Consider the following 16887-nt stretch of genomic DNA (forward strand, 5'->3'; position numbering starts at 1 on the left):
GCGCTAAACCCGCATTGCCTCGGCCAGGGCCATGAACAGCGGCCCCACGCCTTTCGGGTCGTTGGCCACGACCTTTTCCGACAGGTAATAGGCATAGCTGCCGTCGCGGTACGGATCGCCGCCAAGCCCGGCGACGCGGCAGATGCCGTTAAGCGCTATCGGTGTCACCCAGCGGTCGATACATGCCTTCAGGCTCTGGAGACCCGCGTGGCGGGCGTCCGCGCCGACAACACCCAGGCGCGCCGCCTTGAGCAAGGCATAGGTCGTCATCAGCGAGGCCGATGCTTCTTCGTAATTGCCGGCGCGTGTGCCCTGATCGACGATCTGGTACCACAGGCCGTCGTCCGAGCGGAAAGCCAGCATGGCCTCAAGGCTGGTGCGCAAAATCCGGGCGATCTCGGCGCGGCCACCGGCGTCGAAGCCGTCGGAGGCTTCGTAGCAGTCGACCAGCGCGCACAGCCACCAGCCCATGGCGCGGCCCCAGATGTGCGGCGACAAGCCTGTCCTGGGGTCGGCCCAGCGCTGGGCGCGGCTTTCGTCCCAGCCGTGGTAGTAGAGGCCGGTGTTCGCCTGGCGCATGACGGCATCAACATGGTGCATTTGCCTAAGCGTATCGTCGAACAGGGCAGGGGCGTTGGTGACGCGGGCGTACTGTAGCTGGAAGGGCTGGCCCATATAGAGGCCGTCGAGCCAGACCTGATGCGGATAGCGCGCCTTGTGCCAGTAATTACCGGATTGCGTGCGCGGATAGGCTTTGAGCGGGGCGAACTGGGTGTCCATCGCCTTGCGGAAGCGCGCCTGGCCGGTCGCGCGGTACAGCGGCTCAAGGATGCTGCCGGCCTTGATCATGTCGATATTGTACGGGTGCGGCTGAAAGGTCGGGATACTGCCGTCGTTGAGCACGCGCGTCTGCATGTCGCTGAGAATATAGTCGAGAAAAGCCTTGTCCTGCGTGGCCTCATAAAGCGCCAGGACGCCTGACCAGACACAGCCATCCTCATAGCCCCAGAGATCGTCGCGAGCTTCGAAATGCGTCAGGTAGTGGATGACAAAGAGGGGCACGTCGGCGCCGAGTGCGCCAAGCCGCTCAAGGGTTTGCGCATTGGGCAGGAATGGCGGGCGCGTTGCGGCGCTGGCCTGTGCGAAGGAAATGAGGGACGCCGCGCCGGCGCAAAAGGTCCGTCTGTCCATTATTATGTTCCTGCCCCGCGGCATGGATAATCCGGCTCTGCGGGGAAGTCCATCCGTTCAATGCGCCATGAAGCGGCGTCTGTGTCCACTAAGAAGGCCCCGCCCAACCCAATGGTGGGCGGGGCCATTCCGGCCTTGTCACTTTCGCTATTGGTGCGTGGTCATTCTGCGCTACAACACGCTATACGATCGCCATCCCGGAGAGTCCGATGAAAGCCCTGATTGCCCTGAGTCTCGTCCTGATCGCCGTGCCCGCCGCCGCGCACGAAGCCAAATGGGAACCCATTTTCGACGGCAAGACGCTGAACGGCTGGACGCCCAAGATCACGGGCCATGCCTCCGGCGAAGACCCCAGGCATACCTTCGTCGTCAAGGACGGGGCGATCCGCGTCTCCTACGCCAATTACAACAATAAGTTCGGGGCCGAATACGGCCACCTGTTCTGGAAAGAACCGCTGAAGGCCTATCGCCTGCGCTTCGAGTATCGTCTCTTCGATGCGGCGCTGCCCGACGTCAAGCCCTGGGAAGTCAGCAATTCCGGCGTGATGGTCCACGCCCAGGCGCCGGAAACCGAGCGTCTCGACCAGGCGTTTCCGGTCAGCCTGGAGTATCAGATCCTCGGCATTCCGCGCCCGACCCAGGAGCCGACGGGCAATCTGTGCACGCCTGGCACCACCATCGTCATCGACGGCAAGCGCGATCTGCGCCACTGCATCCTGTCGTCGTCGCCGCTTCTGCCGGTCGGGACCTGGACGAAGGGCGAGATCGAAATCCTGCCTGACGGCCAGATCACCCACTCTGTCAACGGCAAGGTCGTGCTGCGCTATTCGGCGCCGGAACTGGACCCTGCGGACAAGGACGCACAAGCGCTCATCACCGCGGCGGGCGGGGCGGTGGCCCTGACCAAAGGCTATATCGCGTTGCAGGCCGAAGGGCAGCAGATCGAATTCCGCAAGCTCGAAATCCAGCGCCTGGACTGACACCAGGCGTTTGGCGCGAAATCGGCGGACGTGACGGGAACTTAAGGGTGCCTGTGAGCGGGAAACGTAATCGCTATGTTTTCTCTGTTACCGGACGTGACGTAAGGGCCGCATTCTGCCAGGGCCTGTACCGCGAGGGACTGCACGTCCGAGTCCCGGGTCAGGGCCTCCGCCACGCGGGAAACATTTCCAAGCGCAGAGAAGCTGACATGAAGCATGGTTGCCGAAATCTCATGGTCAGCGACCCGCAACCAGCAAGGCTCTATCTGCTTCCACAATGCGCTGTTGTCACCTGAAGCCGCCCCTTCGGCGCCCGTGTTTCCCGTGCCAGCCGTTTGCGAAACCGCAATCTCGGTAACTTCGCCGATGGCTGTGTCATCGCGCATGGTGATATCCTGCTCGACCTCGATCACGCTGGGCTCGCTCAAATCCGCCAGATCGGTTGGATCTGGTGTTTTTACTGTCAAGGCTTCGGGCAGGGCTTCAGCCATCGACACCAGTTCAACGCCCATACCCTGGCCGATTCCGTCCCCGGTGCCGGCTCCATCTATGCCACTTCCGGAGCCCGGGGCAGGCTTTGCGAACAGAACACACAGGATCAAGAGGCCGTGCAGGCCGAATGAAACCGCTATGCTTATTTTTCGCCTGTGCTTAAGCGCCCACCGGTCCATTGTTTTCAATGGAAGCCAGGATGTCGCGGAGCAAATAGCGGTCCGGAAAACGGTATGGAATTTCGACGACGAAAGGCCGCGATACATAAATCACCGATTCAGTGAGAAGAAAGGCCTCAGGGGGTTTTGACAACCTTCGTCCTGTTTCCGGCGTTGTCGTAGGTGTAGATCACGACCGTTCCATTCGGGTAGTCGACCTCGACCAACCGCCCGTGCACGTCGTATTTATAGACTGTCGTGCCCGCATTTGCCGCTGGGGCGGATGACAGTAGAATAGCCGCTGCTGCGGCAACAAGACACCTGTAAAGGTTCACAGGAATTCTCCATGCTGTTTCAATGAAAAACACATTACTTTGAAACGACCAAGGGGTTTGAAATAAAGGGATATTTCCTGAATTCTTCCCCCTGTTTTGCGTCCTTTCCACCGACAAACACATTGTATATTTCATCACTTCCGAGACCGAAGAATGGACGTTTCTTCAATTTCACGGTGTATATTATAAGGCTCGGCGGTTTATCCATGTGTTGGTAGTCGCCTATCAAGACAAATGACTTCTGGCCCCAAGGATAATCAATAGTCCACGTGTTCACATCTTTAGCTGACTCATCAACTGTAGGGCGCCCAAGCGCTGCGCGCATTTCGTACAAGGTCTCAACGCGACTAAAATGCTGGGACCATTTCCGGGGAACATAGCGGCCTTCGCTGTTATACAAGACGATTGGCCGAATGAGTTCATTGAAGGTCAGTGCTATCCCCGCAATCGATAATGCGACGGAAATAATAACGATGTGAACGCGCTTTAGCATGAGCATTTCCAGTATATAGGAGTGCCTTTCGGGCTCAGGTTTCCGCTAAAAGGCCAGGTCGTTGTCCGGGAACCATAGGCTGCACTATCACCAATTGTGGTTCCATTACCGCCGCCACGCGGGCCTGGTGTGCTGCTTACGAAGGCAACGTGCCCGCCGCCTGAATCTGGCTCGGCGATAGCAACAATGTCCCCAACGTGCGGACCCGTCAGGTCACGCTCCCAACCGTAGCTATTCATCAAGGCGGCAGTGCTCGGAGATGGATCCGACCATCCACCCTTTCCCGCTCCGACCGGATTTACACTTACCGAGACATGCATTCCAAATGGCCCATTGATTTGGCTTGGCCGACGGGGCGCTCTCAGTCCGGCCTTCTCAATCACGGTCGCGACAAAGATGTTGCAGGTATATTTATTTCCCTGGTTCTTGTAACTCCACTTGGTTTGCCAATTCATCGCATTGGCCGCCTTTAAAACCGCGTCCGCGCACCCGCATGGCTTTTTCTTCTTCTTGCCCTTCACGATCACGACCGGAGTAAGCCCTTGGGCCTGGGTCGAGTGGGGATCGACCGAGGGAGGGTGGTCGACCGGCCCTGTGGCGCCGCCTCCGCCGCCGCCGCCGAAGAAGTTGGCGATGTTTCTCGATCCGCAGATAACGATAACCGCCGCATCGTTATTTGGCGCGCATTCCAGGCCCGTCGGATCGCTTCCATTCATTGGATCGCCGCCAACATAGGCATAGAGGTTCATGCCATCGGCGTAGCCGGTCGGGTCAGGTTGCAGGAAACGGCCCACGCCCGGAGCGTACATTCTGGCCTTGTAGTAGTAGAGGCCGACCTCGGACAGCCATGTCTGCCCGGTGTAGCGGAAGCGGCTGTTCACTGTGCCTGACAGGTTGGAAGGCATGCCGTACTCGTCATAGCCATAGATGGCTGTCGTTGCCCCGGAAGCGTTGGTTATGGCCGTGATCGAGCCACGTTCATCAGAATAAAGGTACGACTTGGCGCTGGTCGTAGCGCCCTCATACCATACAAGGGGGTTATCCGTGCCCTGGCCGTGGACGTAGCGACGCAACAGAGCATTCCCACCGTCGTATTCCGCGATGAGATCAGGGCCGTCGTAGAGGAATCTTGTCGATGTGCCGTTCTTCGTCACGCTCAGGAGGCGGTTCTCCGCGTCATAGGTCAGTGTACTGGTCACAACCGATGCCACACTGGTCAGCAGGTTATTGACGTTGTAGCTGTAAGTGGTTCCGGATCCGTCGGATGTCAGGTTGCCGCGTCCGTCGTAGCCAAAGGCCGTCCCGCCGTTGATGTTGGCGATTCGGTTCAGCCCGTTGACACCATAGTTCGTCGTACCGGAGGGGAAGGAACTGCTCGGCTCAAAAACAGCATTGCTGTTCGTCCGCGACTTGATCTGATCGAGCGCGGAATAGCCGAGTGTCACCGCGTTCGTATTATTCGCTGCAGCGTTGGTCAGTGTGTAAAGGCGGTGATTGGCGTCATAGGTCAGGCTGGTCGCATAACCGCTTCCCCGGGTCAAAGCCGTCACTGCATCGGAGTCGTCGTAGGTGTAGGTCGCAAGCGCCGCGGCGCCGTTTTCGTAAATCCCTGTGAGTTGGTCGCCGTCGTTAAATGCGTATGTGACGTAGAGACCGCTGCCGGGATAGGTCAGCTGGGTCCGCCGGCCATAGGCGTCATAGCCGTAGGTCAGGGTGCCCATCGGCTGCGCATCCGCCAACATCCATCCGAGGGCGTTATAACTGTAGGTCTCGGTGGCCGAAGCCCCACCTGTCGTATTGTTGACGTGGGTCAGCACCTGATTGAAGTTATCGTATGTGAGGGTTTCAGAGACCGCATTGCTCTTTGAGGTCGGGCGGCCCAGCGCGTCATAACCGAAGCTGACCGTTGACGCCCCGTCCCGAAGGTTGATCGATCCGACACGCCCATAGGCGTCGAAATTGGTCTGCGCGCAGTCCGTCGTCGAGGCGCTGTGCAGGGTTACAGCCGATGGATAACACATGCGGTAGGCACGGCCGAAACCGTCATAGGTAAATCCGGTGCGATTGCCGTTGCCGTCTTCCATCCAGCCAAGGGTTCCATCCGCGTTATAATTCCGGACGAAGCTGGTCATGGGCGTCGAGGTATTGTAGCCCGTGACGACCGACGTCACTGCGCCTGAAAGATCATAATTGGTCTTCGTGATGTGGTCGTTTCCGTCCGTCCCCGCTGTGCCGAGATTACAGGCGGATGCCGGAAGACTGCCGAACGCGGAGGGGTTGGCGCGCTGCGCCTGGCAGATTGCCCGCAGGTTGCTGTCATAGCTGACCTGCGTGACGTAGCTGAGCACACCTTGTTCATAGTGGCGCGTTATCGCAGGCAGCACCAGCGTGGCGTCATAGGTCGTTGTGTCGTTGCGAAGAGTCGACATCGACTGCCATTCTGCCTTGGCTTGCGCCCACCGGGCCTGCGGCGTCGATCCGTTATACGTCGCGCTGGTTCCTGCGCCAACCGTTCCGCTCTCGCTGTTGCTGACGTTTCCGTTGTTATCGTACGTAATGCGCGTTGCGCGGCGCTTCTGTATACCGGCGCCGTCCGGGTCCAGGGCTACATATCCGACCATGCGGTTGCCGGCGTCATAGAAGAAGTAGCTTTCGTCCACCACGCCGGACTTGGGGCCGTCCCCCACGGCCACATTTCCGTTTATGTCATAAGTATAGGTCGTGGTCTGATAAAGGTTGGTACCGGACGCCGGCAAGCCCAGGTTTGCATTGCCTGCCTGCGTCGTCTCGGTGACAGGCAGGGCATTGCCGGTGCCATAGGTGTAGGTCGTGCGCTGCTCGTCTGCCGTTCCAACGCAGGCTGGCGCCGAATAGGTCATGCAGCTCGAAACCGTACTGACACGCCATACACCCGGTTGCGCAACCAGCGTGCCCGAGCTGTCTTTCGCGCCGGGTATAACCTGGATGTAGGTATACCGGGTCTGAGGCGCATAGCCGTTCACGGTCGGCAAGGTCATTGTCGCGACCTGTCCGGAATTGGAATCGTAGGTATAGGTTGTAACCGCTCCCGCCGCATCGGTGACAGTGAGCGGAGAGTTGCAGTATTTTTGATTGGTAGCGTTACACGAGCCAGCGAAGCTTGCATTGGTCACGATGTCGGCCAAGCCTGAGCCGGCCTTGGCGACAATACGCTTTTCGATCACATTGTTACGGCCATCGTACTTGTATTGCACGTAGCCACCCGTCGGCGTCGTTCCACTCCAGGTCGCGTCGGCGGCAACGACCTGCTTGACCGAACCCGCATAGCCGCCGGCGCCGTCAGTCGTGGCATAATAGATATAGGTGATCTTGCGGCCGAGTTCGTCCTGATCGGTCAATAGCTGACCGTTGGAGTAGGTTACCACATGGGTCGAGCTGTCCGGGTTGGTCACCGTCGTGGTGGAAACCGACCCGGATGTTGTGACCGCATAGTTCCAGACGCTGGACCCGACCGTGAACTTGTTCGAGCCGAAGGTTTTCGTCGCACCAGAAGGATAGGTAATGCCCGTTTGGTTCACGGTCGGCGTCGAAATGGCGCCTGTGGCGGGCCAGCTCGAAGCATTGGCGGATGTGCAGGCTGACGGCGATTGAGGGTCGCACCAGTCAAGCGACGCGTTGACAATGTAGACCTTGGTGGTGGTCCAGCTGTCCCAGCCATTGGCAACAACGTTGTGCGTCAGGTCGTACTTTACGGTCCACCCAAGCGAACTCGTAACGCCGTTCAGCCGGTAGGCGTAAACCGTGAGCGCGGTGCTGATAACGTGGGTTGCCGTCTGATAATAATATTTCAGGACTTCGCCGTCCGGCTTTGTCCGCTGGATGAGCATCCCCGATACGCCTGGCCGGCCGTTGACGCCTGGCGACGACATGGAGGAATTGTAAACCGAAATCGTGCCGTCGGTATCTGTGATTGTGGTCAGGTTTCCGTTGATTGTGACCACACTTCCGTCAGATGTCGCACTCTCCTTGACGATTCCCCCATAGCTGACCGTGCCGTCGTCGAACGTGACACCTATGAGATCGTCATAATACAGACCGTTGCCGGTGCTGGGGGCACGGCTGATTCCGGCTGTGCTGATCCGTGTCCCCTCCGCTTCGAACTCGAGTGAGATAAGATCGACGTTGTTGCGATCGACGACCCGGGTGGTCGGGGGTTGCGGAGCGGTTTGGGCGCTCGCCGTTGAGGTAGATATTGTCAACAGGGCGATCGTTGTGGCCGTCGCGAGTGAGATAGGTACGCTTTGATTACCGACACGCTTGCCCCGTAGATATGTCATTACCTATCCCCTAAAAACGCAGTTCTTAGGATCGAAACATCATATCCAAGATCTATACAATCAGACCAATCCCGGACCTGAGTGTAAACTTTGCATTTATAAGTTGTATGGGTTTGAAGCGACTGGTTTTTTTATCTTCAAATTTTTTTGTATATGAGGGGAAAGTCGGCGGTCAGAGCATTGCTCCGAAAAGTGGGAACCGGTTTTTCGGGCCAGGCATGCGACTTCTAAGAAATCTGGACCGCTTTGGACCCCAGGCGCTGCGCGATCCCACGGCGTTCCATGATGGCTTCCGACGGTGTCCATTCAGTGGAGGCCCCGACACGGCCAAACTGGAAATAGCCGAATGTCCCTTCAGGCGGACATCCAATGCTCCCACGGTGTGATGCAAGCGCTAATGGTTTCGGCCAGGGACTGGAAGACCGCCCGGCGCGGTGAGGTCGCCCGCCACATCATGGTCAGTTCGCGCACCGGCGCGCGGTCCGTCAAGGGCCGCGCCACCACCAGCTTTTCGCGCAGGACGTCCGAGCGGACATACAAGGCCGGCAGCAGCGATACCCCCATGCCCGCCGCCACCATCTGACGCAGCGTATCCAGCGTCGTGCCGCAATAGTCCTGGACGTCGGTGGCGCCGGCATCGTGGCACAGCCGGGCGATCTGGTCGTGCAGGCGCGGACCGCGATCCATCGACAGGATGCTTTCGCCCTTCAACTGGGCCGGGTCGATGGCGTCGCAGGCGGCCAGCCGGTGGTCGAACGGCAGGACCAGGTGCAGGGGCTCGCGCATCAGGCGGACGCGCGTAAAGTCGTCGTGCTCCGCATCTTCGGGCGTCAGCAGGACGTCGTGCGTGCCGTCCGACAGCTTGTGCGCCAGATTGTCCAGGCTGTCTTCGCGCACATTAATGCGCAGGTCCGGGAAATCCTCGCGCAGCTTCGGCATGGCCAGTGACAGCACATAGGCGCCGACGGTCTGGACGACACCCATGCGCACCGTGCCCATTACGCGCGCCGGATCGTCGCGCCGGGCAATTTCACGGATGTCCTCGACCTCGGCCAGGACGGTGCGGGCGTGCCTGGCGATCTCTTCGCCAGCGGACGTCAGGATGACGCGCGACCGCGTCCGTTCGACCAGTTGCACATTGAGCCGCCCTTCCAGTTCCTTGAGCTGCATGCTGAGCGTCGGCTGGGTAACGTTGCACGCCTCGGCCGCGCGGCTGAAGTTGAGCGTGTCGGCGACGGCGACGAGGTAACGGAGTTGCTGCACGGTGGGCATGGCGGGATCTTATAGATATTCTCTATAGCTGCCAACGAAACTTCCGATTTTTATTTGGTTAAGCGCGGGTCTAACGGTGTTTTTGCGGCCGCGAACGACGCGGCTTCGGACCTTTCGGATGAAGCGTGGGGGCTTCGCCAATCCGATCCGGAAGGGCCAAGGGTGGCGGGCCTCGGGGTCTGTCCGGGGCGTCCTGCATGCGCCTTTGGACAGGAGGGGGCGGCCGCGGCCGCAACCTGTTTCAAAGAGGAAAGGGGCAAAAATGGTCTATCCTGTCCTGTGTTATCTGCCGGGCTTTTTCATCCTGGCTGTTTCCGTGCTTGCCTATCCGCAGCCTGGCGTCCAGGCCTATATCGCCATCGGCTGCTTTGCCGCTTTCGTCCTGCAGTCGTGGCGGCTGATGGGTGTCTGCGTCTTTACCGGCCTGATCGCGGGCCTGGTGCTGGGGGCGCCGCATGGCCTTGTCTTCGTACCGATCATGGCGCTGGGGTGGGCATTGATGTCCGTCATGCTGGCGGCGCGCTGTCCGCGCTGCCGGTACAATATCGCGACGCAGCGCCGGATCTGGCGCAAACTTCCCGACAGTCACTGGTGCCCGATGTGCGGGCGTTCGCGGCAAGGCGTCTGGCCGGGGCAGTATCTCAAAACCCCGGAGGCGTGGGATGGGGAATATCACGACGAGGGCGGCGGCATGGGCGAGCCTGATGCCCTGATCACCTGGTGGCGCTATATTCTCTACAAGCGGTATCTGAAGCGCCAGACATCGGTGGCGGCCGGAAGCGAGGCGCGAGGCTAGGGAGCAGCGGAAGCGACGGCCGGTGAATTCCACTCCGTCGCCGCCAGCCCGATCTTCGCGTTGACAAATGCGCCCCCGGCCGCCTTAATCGCGTTATGACCCCAAACATAAGCAACGAAAAAATCAAGGGCCCGGCGTCCTACTTCCCGTCCATAGAAAAGACCTATGGCCGGCCGATCGCCGACTGGAAAAGCATCGTGCGCAGCCATTATCCGGCCAAGCACATGGAACTGGTCGCCGTGCTCAAGACCGAACACGGCATGGGCCACGGCCACGCCAATGCCATCGTCGCCCACACCCTGGCCGAGGACAAGGCCTGACCCTTAAGCGCACCTAGGGCGTTTTCGACTCGATGACGCGGAACTCACCGCCGACGTGCATCAGGCTCATCAGGTACAGCATGCCGTCGAAATAGCGCTGCTCGCCGGCGGGGACCGGCATGGTCCACAACTCCTGCAAAAACGCATCGGCAACGGGGCCAGGTGTTGCCGCCAGGCCGCCGACTGCCGCCGCGGCGACCATGCCGGGCGAATGCCGGTCGGACTGCGGCTGGCCGTCCAGCGTATAGCGGTCAGGGAAGGTCTTGATGCCCTCGCTGTTCAGGAAGCCCTGGACGCGATTGCTCAGATCGCGCTGGCGGCCGTCCCTGGCCCACCAGCTGTAGTCGACCGCCACATTGCTGATCGTGCGCCAGCTGTCATAGGCGAAGATGCTGGGCTTGCCGTCCCAGCCTTGCGAGGGCGTGCCGTCATAGTCCGTCCGGTCGGGCGACAGGCCGGTTTTCGGATGCGCCGCCTTGATGAACAGGTCGCGGCTGGCCGTCGCTGCCCGCGCCCAGAAGGCGCGCTCCTCGACCGGACCCCAGCGCGCCCACAGCTCATAGAAGGCGGGCAGGTGGTAGGAAGGATCGGTGCCCGGCAGATTGGTTTCCGGCACGAAACGGACCATGGCGCTGGCTTCGTCGACCATCGGCCCGACCGTCACGGGACGCGGCGCGCGGCTGGGGCGATAGGGCGGCCACGGCTTGCCTTCCTTCAGCGCCTTTGCCTGTTCGGTCCGGTTGTTGGGGCTGGGCCATGGCGTGGCGGGCTCGATCAGGGGCTTGTCGCCCGGGTGGACGCGGAACGGCGGCGTGCCGGTGCGTGTCCCGTGGTGGCGCATGCCGCGCAGGATGGTGTCGGCTTCGGCCTGGTAGTTGTAGATGCCCTTGCCATTGCCCCAGCGTTTCGCTGCGAAATAGAGCGCCATGACGTAGTATTCCTCGCCGTCCGGCGCGGCGCTGACCGACCGTGGCGTGCCGTCCGTGCCCATCGACCAGGCAAAATAGCCCTGGGACGGATTTTCGGGGTCGGTGTTCTGCATGTAGGTCTTGGACCAGTTCCACAGGGCGTCGAATTCGCGCTTCTTGTTAAGCTGGACGCAGATCATCATGCCGTAGCTCATGCCTTCCGAGCGTGCGTCGTTATTGGCCCAGTCGGTGATGTAGGCCAAAGGTCCGTCGGCATTGGCGCCGGTCTCGAAATAGATGCGCTCCTCCTGGCCGTCGCCGTGGAAGAGTTTCTGGAAGGCGGCCTCGACCTTGGCGTGGCTTTCGGCCGGATCGCGCCCCAGCCGTTCCGAGAACAGGTTGCGGTAGGTGTGAGTGGCATAGGCGCCGGAACCGGAAGCTGAACCGTCGGCCTTTTCGGCGGCCAGGACCGGCGCGGCCGAAGCCAAGGTAGCGCTAACACCAGCGATCAGGGAGAGACGTTTCAACATGGGCGGGTTCCTCGATGTATTGATTTTGGCGCGGCGGCGCGCGCTATTCATCGCACGGCTTTTTCAAAAGCGAAAGTCACGAGCGTGCGGTTTTCACGGCCTCAATGGACCAGTCCGAAAACATGCTGACAAAATTTGGCAGTATGTTTTGTAAGTCGAGGCCGTCCATCAAAGGAGGCCGACATGCCGCAACCCAGCTATATCCTGTTATCCGTTACCGCGCCACGCGAAAGCGCCGCGCTTTATAACCGTCTTTTGCAGCTTGAGCCGGTCGAGCTGTCCGATACGTTCGCGCTATACGTCCTGCCCACGGGCTGGAAGCTTGGACTGTGGCGCAAGGACGGCGTCGCGCCAGCGCCCCTGCCGCCCGGCGGCGCTGAAATCGCTTTCGCCCAGCCGGACAAGGCGGCGGTCGACGCGGTCTTTGCCGACTGGCAAGGCCTGGGCGTCGAGGTCCTGCAGACGCCTGTCGGCATGGATTTCGGCTATACCTTCACGGTAGCCGATGCGGATGGTCATCGCCTGCGCGTCTTTGCCCTGTCGGATGACCCGCGATAGGGCAAGGCTTGTTGCAGGCAGAGATGGCCCCGCCCACCATCTGCTCCGCAGACGGTCCCCCCTCCCCATTTTATGGGGAGGGCGAAGAATAGTCGCAACTACGCTATATGGGTCTAATTAAGACTTCGGTGATCATCTCGCCCTGCCCATTTATGGGGTGAGCGCGGTGAAGGTATAGCTTTCGAAAGCTAAGGGACCACCAGCGGAGCCAATCGTCCAAAACCGCAAGATCGGTCGAGCGCGGCCGACACGCAAACGGCTAGATGGCGCTGCCACGGAGGAACAATGAAGGCGGCGCGTGAAACCTATATCGCTAGGATGCAGCGGGTGCTGGACTATATCGACCAGCACCTCGATGACGATCTTGACCTGGAGACTGTGAGCCGCGTCGCGGCCTTCTCACGGTTCCATTTTCATCGCCAGTTTACGGCGACGTTCGATATGACGGTGCATCGCTACATCCAGCTTGCCCGGCTGAAACGCGCGTCGCATCAGTTGTCTGGCGATGCCCAAAGCATCACGGACACGGCGATGGATGCCGGTTACGACGCGCCCGATGCCTTTGCCCGCGCTTTCCGGCAGCGGGTCGGGCAGTCGCCTTCCGCGTTCCAGGCTTCGCCCAACTGGGCGTCGTGGCTTGCGGCCTTCGGGCCTTTCGACATTGCCAGGAGCAAGCTCATGCAGATTACCCTTAGTGCAGACGACGTCGCGATCAAGGACGTGCCCCCGACGCCGGTGGCGATCATCGAACATCGCGGCGATCGCGCCAACTTTGAAGACACCCGCCAGCGTTTCATCGACGCCCGCAAAGCCCAGGGCCTGTCACCGGAGACAAGCCCGATGTTCATGGTCTTCCGCTCGGAGCGCGAACCGGCAAATCCGGCCGATTACAGCGCCGACCTGTGCTTCGAGACCGACCAGCCGATCGACGCGGATCATCCGTATCTGAAGGCGGGCGAGATCCCGGGCGGCCGGTGCGCGGTCCTGCGCTATCCCGGCAATACGCACAATCTCGAACCCGCCGCGCTGTTTCTCTACCACGACTGGCTGCCGGCCAGCGGCGAAGAGGCGCGCGACTTTCCGATCTACAGCCGCCGCTACCTGTCGGCCATTGCGGGGATGTCGGCCTATGAACCCGTCATCGAGCTGTACTTGCCGCTGAAGTAGGCGACGCGCGTCGCAGCCCTCGGGCACGCTACTTGGCGCCTGGCAACTAAAGGGTGCGGTACATGATCAGCAGATCGACGAAGCCGTGCGCCGGATGATCGAAGGCGCCCGGCAGCCGGCCCGCGATATCGAAACCCAGGCGTTGCCATAGCGCGACGGCGCGGCTGTTGGTCGCGACCACGGCGTTGAACTGCATGGCGCGGAAGCCCTGGGCGCGCGCCGTGTCCTGTGAATGCAGGCACATCGCCGTGGCGACGCCTTTGCCAGTGACACCGGCCCTGACCATGTAGCCGCAATTGGCGACATGGCCGCCGCGGCCCAGACGGTTTGGCGTCAGGAAATAGTGGCCGATAACCTGGCCGGCGTCTTCGGCGACGAAGACCTGATGCGGCGTGGCAAACCAGTAGGCCAGGGCGTCTTCACGGCTCCAGTCGTCGGGTATGGAATAGGTGTCGCCCGCGCGCAGGACGGGTTCCATGATCTCCCAGATGGCGTCGTGGTCGGCAGGATTGGCGGCACGTATCAGCATGGCGCTTCGTACACCGCCTTATAGAGGGACACAAGCGAAGTACCCGGCCGCCACGTCGCCGGCAAAGGCTCTAGATCATGATGCGGTTAGGTCGAACCGCCATCATGCTCTAGGTTTTTGTTTTGTCGCGATATTTAGCCAAAAACCGCTGCACACTTTTTGGCATATCGCTCTAACACGCTATGGCCCTGACGTGCCCTGCGCCGGCGTAGTCCAGTATTTTCGCATCGCGCGTCAATATCGGGATTTGCAGGGTGCGGGCCGTCGCGATGATCAGCCTGTCGCCCGGGTCGCCATGAATCTCGCCCGGCAGCCATGAAGCCTCGATCGCGATATCGGGGCTGAAAGGCGCTTGCCGGATGCCCGCGCCGGTCATGAACCTGGTAAACCAGGTCTTCGGGTCAGGCAGGAAGGCAAGAGATGGGCTGCGGTTCGGCCGGGGACGGCTCAAGAGGCCGACCTCCCAGGCGGAAATCGGCGAGACAAAAACGCCGTCCGACAGGGCAGCACGGACAACGATATCGACTGTTTGTGGTGCGAGATCGCCGTTCGCCAGCCATATGACTGCACAGGTATCCAGTAGCACCGCGTCAGAGGCGCTCATCCGTGCAGAAGGCCCGTATCGGCGCTGAAATCATCGTCAACCACCGGCGCTGTCAGGTCCACGCCGTCGGGAACCACCACCGAACCCCGCATAAAACCGTGCAGGGATTGTACGGCGTCGGACTTTGTTTTGGGCGGCGTCAGAACGGCGACTGTCTTGCCGCGTTTGGTGATGACCACCTCGTCCAGCTCGGACGTTCCGAGACGATCGAGGATGTCAAGGCATTTGGCCTTGAACTCTGTTGCGCTGATCGTTCGGCTGTGAAACACGGCATTACCCTTATGGTCACCTTAAGTGACCAGTCTTATAACATGACCATATGAAAAGGGCAATCTCGCAGGGCACCGATCGTCAGGCAATACCCGGGAAATAGGCCTTGGCTTCCGGCCGCCACAGCGACTTCAGGTCCTTGTACGGCACCACATAGTACTCGCCCATGCAGGCACCCATGACGTGCGGCAGGTCGGTCAGCGAAAAGACCAGGCCCTTGGCATTGAACGACAGGCTGTAACCATAGCCCAGGTCTTCGGCCAGGCATTCGGGGATGTCTGCGCCGCCGACAAACCACGGCGATTTCGGCTTAAGCTTGGCCTGCAAGGCCTTGAATTCAGCCGTGTCGGGAAGTTCGTCGCCTTCCTGCCACCCGGCCGGCTTGGTGTAGAGCTTGAGCAGGCGATTCATGTCGAGCGCGCCGCCGGTCTTCAGGTCGTAGCCCATCCGCGTCCAGTAATTGTTGGGGTGGGCGCCGCCGCAATAGGTGCTGCCCGACTCCTCGATGAACAGGATCTGCGGCGTGACATAGGCCACCTTGACCTCGATGTCCTCATAGCCGCCGAAGCCTTCGATCTGGTCGTTTTCCGCCCGCATGGCGGCGCAGTCGAGCGCGCCCATCTGGTTGTCGTAGCGGCGCTGGTCGAGATGGACATTGGTCAGTTTCAGGACGGCCGCGTCCGGCAATTGCGTCAGGCGGATATAGCTGACGCCGGTACCCTTGTGCGTCACCGTCCGATAGCCGACGCTGCCGCTGTGGGTTTCGGCGCCATTGGTCAGGTCGAAGTCGTAGAGCTTCTGCTGGAAAGGATTGCCGCCGGATACCGCCAGGACCTCTTCGGTCGTCAATACCGACGGCAGGACCGATGGCTCCTTGACGGCCAGCGAGGTCGTGTAGTCGCGCGCCGACACACGCTTGAGGGCCACCGCGACACGCGCCGGCTTGCCCGAAGCCTGCCAGGTGCCGGCAAGCGTCTCGCCCGGGCCTTTCAGCGCCAGGGTCGCGGAGTCCTGGCATTCTGTGTCGAAGCACGACGGATCGGTCTCGGTGAAGGTGAGGGGCGCCTTGCCGGCCTTGAGTGGGATCGCCGAGCGGTATTTGGTATAGAAGTATTCGCCCGAGCGCAGGGTGGTCCGGCCGTCCTTGTAGGTCAGGATTTCGAGCACGATCGGGCTCTTGCCGATGGTGCCTTCATAGATTTCCTGGCGGATCGTCTGCGCGGCAGCGGGCAGGGCGAGGAGGCTGAAAAACGCGGCAAGCACAAGACGCATGACGAGACCCCTGGCGATTGATGGAAGAGTCATACCCCCTTCGGGCGAAGTGCTCAAGCGGGTGCCGAAAGTGAAGCAAAGGGGGAAGAAAGGGGCCCCGCCCACCGTTCGCTCTGCTCACGGTCCCCCCCTCCCCATAAATGGGGAGGGCGTAAGGCAAGTTATTCAATTTCCTAATAATATTTCTACGCTCCAACTTAATGCATGGAGGTAGTCCATTCTTCGCCCTCCCCATTTATGGGGAGGGGGGACCGCCGAAGGCGGTGGGCGGGGCCTCTTCGTTTAACAATGATGAAAGTGTCTAATCCCTCTTGCCAGCCGATAGCCAGTGCGCGTATACTGAACCAAATGGTTCAGTATGAAGCTCTGCTCAATGCCTCCTTTGCGGCCCTGTCGGACCCCACGCGCCGCGAGGTGCTGGTCCAGCTCGGACGCTCGGATGCCTCGATAACCGACCTGGCGGACCGGTTTCACATGACGCTGACGGGCATGAAGAAGCACGTCGGCGTTCTGGAAAAAGCCGGCCTGGTCACAACCGAGAAGGTCGGCCGCGTGCGAACCTGCCGGCTGGGACGGCGCGCCATGGCGGAAGAAGCCGCCTGGATCGCGCGCCAGCAGAAGATGTGGGCCGAGCGGTTCGATCAACTGGACGGCATTGTCGAAGAATTGAAACAAGCGGAGAGAACGAAATGACCA

The 16887-nt window shown here is 60.7% G+C and carries 16 protein-coding genes; 6 read left to right on the forward strand and 10 right to left on the reverse strand.

Features of this window, described 5'->3' with window-relative positions:
• Positions 1-3 precede the first annotated feature (3 nt).
• The gene (locus AC1DON_RS07535) at positions 4-1191 is read right to left on the reverse strand and encodes a glycoside hydrolase family 88/105 protein (protein ID WP_476934161.1); all 1188 of its coding nucleotides are present in this window, start codon (positions 1189-1191) and stop codon (positions 4-6) included.
• Positions 1192-1400: 209 nt separating this feature from the next.
• Between AC1DON_RS07535 and AC1DON_RS07540 the strand changes: the two genes are divergently transcribed.
• Positions 1401-2171, forward strand: a complete 771-nt coding sequence (locus AC1DON_RS07540; RefSeq protein ID WP_476934162.1) for a 3-keto-disaccharide hydrolase — start codon at positions 1401-1403, stop codon at positions 2169-2171.
• A 41-nt stretch (positions 2172-2212) separates the two neighbouring features.
• Here AC1DON_RS07540 and AC1DON_RS07545 read toward each other — a convergent pair whose 3' ends face one another.
• From AC1DON_RS07545 to AC1DON_RS07560, 4 genes are all read right to left on the reverse strand, one after another.
• Positions 2213-2683: a hypothetical protein gene (locus AC1DON_RS07545; protein WP_476934163.1), complete on the reverse strand. Its 471-nt coding sequence runs from the start codon at positions 2681-2683 to the stop codon at positions 2213-2215.
• 507 nt (positions 2684-3190) lie between these two features.
• Positions 3191-3649, reverse strand: coding sequence for a hypothetical protein (locus AC1DON_RS07550; protein WP_476934164.1), 459 nt, complete (start codon positions 3647-3649; stop codon positions 3191-3193).
• A complete protein-coding gene (locus AC1DON_RS07555) occupies positions 3643-7965 on the reverse strand; it encodes an RHS repeat-associated core domain-containing protein (protein WP_476934165.1) in 4323 nt (1440 codons plus the stop codon). The genes AC1DON_RS07550 and AC1DON_RS07555 overlap by 7 nt, the downstream gene beginning before the upstream one ends.
• Positions 7966-8319: 354 nt before the next feature.
• On the reverse strand, positions 8320-9237 hold the full coding sequence (locus AC1DON_RS07560; protein WP_476934166.1) for a LysR substrate-binding domain-containing protein: 918 nt from the start codon (positions 9235-9237) through the stop codon (positions 8320-8322).
• Positions 9238-9499: 262 nt separating this feature from the next.
• On the opposite strand from AC1DON_RS07560, the gene AC1DON_RS07565 reads away from it, so the two are divergent.
• Both AC1DON_RS07565 and AC1DON_RS07570 read left to right on the forward strand, forming a co-directional pair.
• Positions 9500-10033 carry a hypothetical protein gene (locus tag AC1DON_RS07565; RefSeq protein WP_476934167.1) on the forward strand — a complete coding sequence of 178 codons (534 nt, stop codon included), beginning with the start codon at positions 9500-9502 and terminating at the stop codon, positions 10031-10033.
• A gap of 95 nt (positions 10034-10128) precedes the next feature.
• Positions 10129-10353 carry a DUF4287 domain-containing protein gene (locus AC1DON_RS07570; RefSeq protein WP_476934168.1) on the forward strand — a complete coding sequence of 75 codons (225 nt, stop codon included), beginning with the start codon at positions 10129-10131 and terminating at the stop codon, positions 10351-10353.
• Positions 10354-10366: 13 nt separating this feature from the next.
• On the opposite strand, the gene AC1DON_RS07575 is transcribed toward AC1DON_RS07570, so the two are convergent.
• The gene (locus AC1DON_RS07575) at positions 10367-11791 is read right to left on the reverse strand and encodes a family 8 glycosyl hydrolase (RefSeq protein WP_476934169.1); all 1425 of its coding nucleotides are present in this window, start codon (positions 11789-11791) and stop codon (positions 10367-10369) included.
• 183 nt (positions 11792-11974) lie between these two features.
• On the opposite strand from AC1DON_RS07575, the gene AC1DON_RS07580 reads away from it, so the two are divergent.
• Together AC1DON_RS07580 and AC1DON_RS07585 are read left to right on the forward strand one after the other, a co-directional pair.
• Complete coding sequence (locus AC1DON_RS07580; protein WP_476934170.1) at positions 11975-12349, forward strand: VOC family protein; 375 nt, start codon at positions 11975-11977, stop codon at positions 12347-12349.
• Between the two features lie 285 nt (positions 12350-12634).
• Positions 12635-13516: an AraC family transcriptional regulator gene (locus tag AC1DON_RS07585; RefSeq protein ID WP_476934171.1), complete on the forward strand. Its 882-nt coding sequence runs from the start codon at positions 12635-12637 to the stop codon at positions 13514-13516.
• 46 nt (positions 13517-13562) lie between these two features.
• Here the strand turns inward: AC1DON_RS07585 and AC1DON_RS07590 are convergent, their stop codons facing one another.
• From AC1DON_RS07590 to AC1DON_RS07605, 4 genes are all read right to left on the reverse strand, one after another.
• Positions 13563-14045, reverse strand: a complete 483-nt coding sequence (locus AC1DON_RS07590; protein WP_476934172.1) for an N-acetyltransferase family protein — start codon at positions 14043-14045, stop codon at positions 13563-13565.
• 172 nt (positions 14046-14217) lie between these two features.
• Positions 14218-14649: a type II toxin-antitoxin system VapC family toxin gene (locus AC1DON_RS07595; RefSeq protein WP_476934173.1), complete on the reverse strand. Its 432-nt coding sequence runs from the start codon at positions 14647-14649 to the stop codon at positions 14218-14220.
• Entirely contained in the window at positions 14646-14918 is a 273-nt protein-coding gene (locus AC1DON_RS07600) for a type II toxin-antitoxin system Phd/YefM family antitoxin (protein ID WP_476934174.1), read from the reverse strand. Before AC1DON_RS07600 ends, AC1DON_RS07595 begins: the two co-directional genes overlap by 4 nt.
• Before the next feature lie 82 nt (positions 14919-15000).
• On the reverse strand, positions 15001-16191 hold the full coding sequence (locus tag AC1DON_RS07605; protein ID WP_476934175.1) for a hypothetical protein: 1191 nt from the start codon (positions 16189-16191) through the stop codon (positions 15001-15003).
• 348 nt (positions 16192-16539) lie between these two features.
• Here AC1DON_RS07605 and AC1DON_RS07610 point away from each other — a divergent pair, with 348 nt between their 5' ends.
• Positions 16540-16884, forward strand: a complete 345-nt coding sequence (locus AC1DON_RS07610) for an ArsR/SmtB family transcription factor (protein ID WP_476934176.1) — start codon at positions 16540-16542, stop codon at positions 16882-16884.
• The last annotated feature ends 3 nt before the right edge of the window (positions 16885-16887 follow it).

The organism is Asticcacaulis sp. P4_H10 (assembly GCF_056400965.1).

What these genes read in the sequence shown, in the direction of transcription:
- AC1DON_RS07535 (WP_476934161.1), bottom strand. Translation starts at nt 1,191, where the DNA reads ATGGACAGACGGACCTTTTGCGCCGGCGCGGCGTCCCTCATTTCCTTC.
- AC1DON_RS07540 (WP_476934162.1), top strand. Translation starts at nt 1,401, where the DNA reads ATGAAAGCCCTGATTGCCCTGAGTCTCGTCCTGATCGCCGTGCCCGCC.
- AC1DON_RS07545 (WP_476934163.1), bottom strand. Translation starts at nt 2,683, where the DNA reads ATGGGCGTTGAACTGGTGTCGATGGCTGAAGCCCTGCCCGAAGCCTTG.
- AC1DON_RS07550 (WP_476934164.1), bottom strand. Translation starts at nt 3,649, where the DNA reads ATGCTAAAGCGCGTTCACATCGTTATTATTTCCGTCGCATTATCGATT.
- AC1DON_RS07555 (WP_476934165.1), bottom strand. Translation starts at nt 7,965, where the DNA reads ATGACATATCTACGGGGCAAGCGTGTCGGTAATCAAAGCGTACCTATC.
- AC1DON_RS07560 (WP_476934166.1), bottom strand. Translation starts at nt 9,237, where the DNA reads ATGCCCACCGTGCAGCAACTCCGTTACCTCGTCGCCGTCGCCGACACG.
- AC1DON_RS07565 (WP_476934167.1), top strand. Translation starts at nt 9,500, where the DNA reads ATGGTCTATCCTGTCCTGTGTTATCTGCCGGGCTTTTTCATCCTGGCT.
- AC1DON_RS07570 (WP_476934168.1), top strand. Translation starts at nt 10,129, where the DNA reads ATGACCCCAAACATAAGCAACGAAAAAATCAAGGGCCCGGCGTCCTAC.
- AC1DON_RS07575 (WP_476934169.1), bottom strand. Translation starts at nt 11,791, where the DNA reads ATGTTGAAACGTCTCTCCCTGATCGCTGGTGTTAGCGCTACCTTGGCT.
- AC1DON_RS07580 (WP_476934170.1), top strand. Translation starts at nt 11,975, where the DNA reads ATGCCGCAACCCAGCTATATCCTGTTATCCGTTACCGCGCCACGCGAA.
- AC1DON_RS07585 (WP_476934171.1), top strand. Translation starts at nt 12,635, where the DNA reads ATGAAGGCGGCGCGTGAAACCTATATCGCTAGGATGCAGCGGGTGCTG.
- AC1DON_RS07590 (WP_476934172.1), bottom strand. Translation starts at nt 14,045, where the DNA reads ATGCTGATACGTGCCGCCAATCCTGCCGACCACGACGCCATCTGGGAG.
- AC1DON_RS07595 (WP_476934173.1), bottom strand. Translation starts at nt 14,649, where the DNA reads ATGAGCGCCTCTGACGCGGTGCTACTGGATACCTGTGCAGTCATATGG.
- AC1DON_RS07605 (WP_476934175.1), bottom strand. Translation starts at nt 16,191, where the DNA reads ATGCGTCTTGTGCTTGCCGCGTTTTTCAGCCTCCTCGCCCTGCCCGCT.
- AC1DON_RS07610 (WP_476934176.1), top strand. Translation starts at nt 16,540, where the DNA reads ATGGTTCAGTATGAAGCTCTGCTCAATGCCTCCTTTGCGGCCCTGTCG.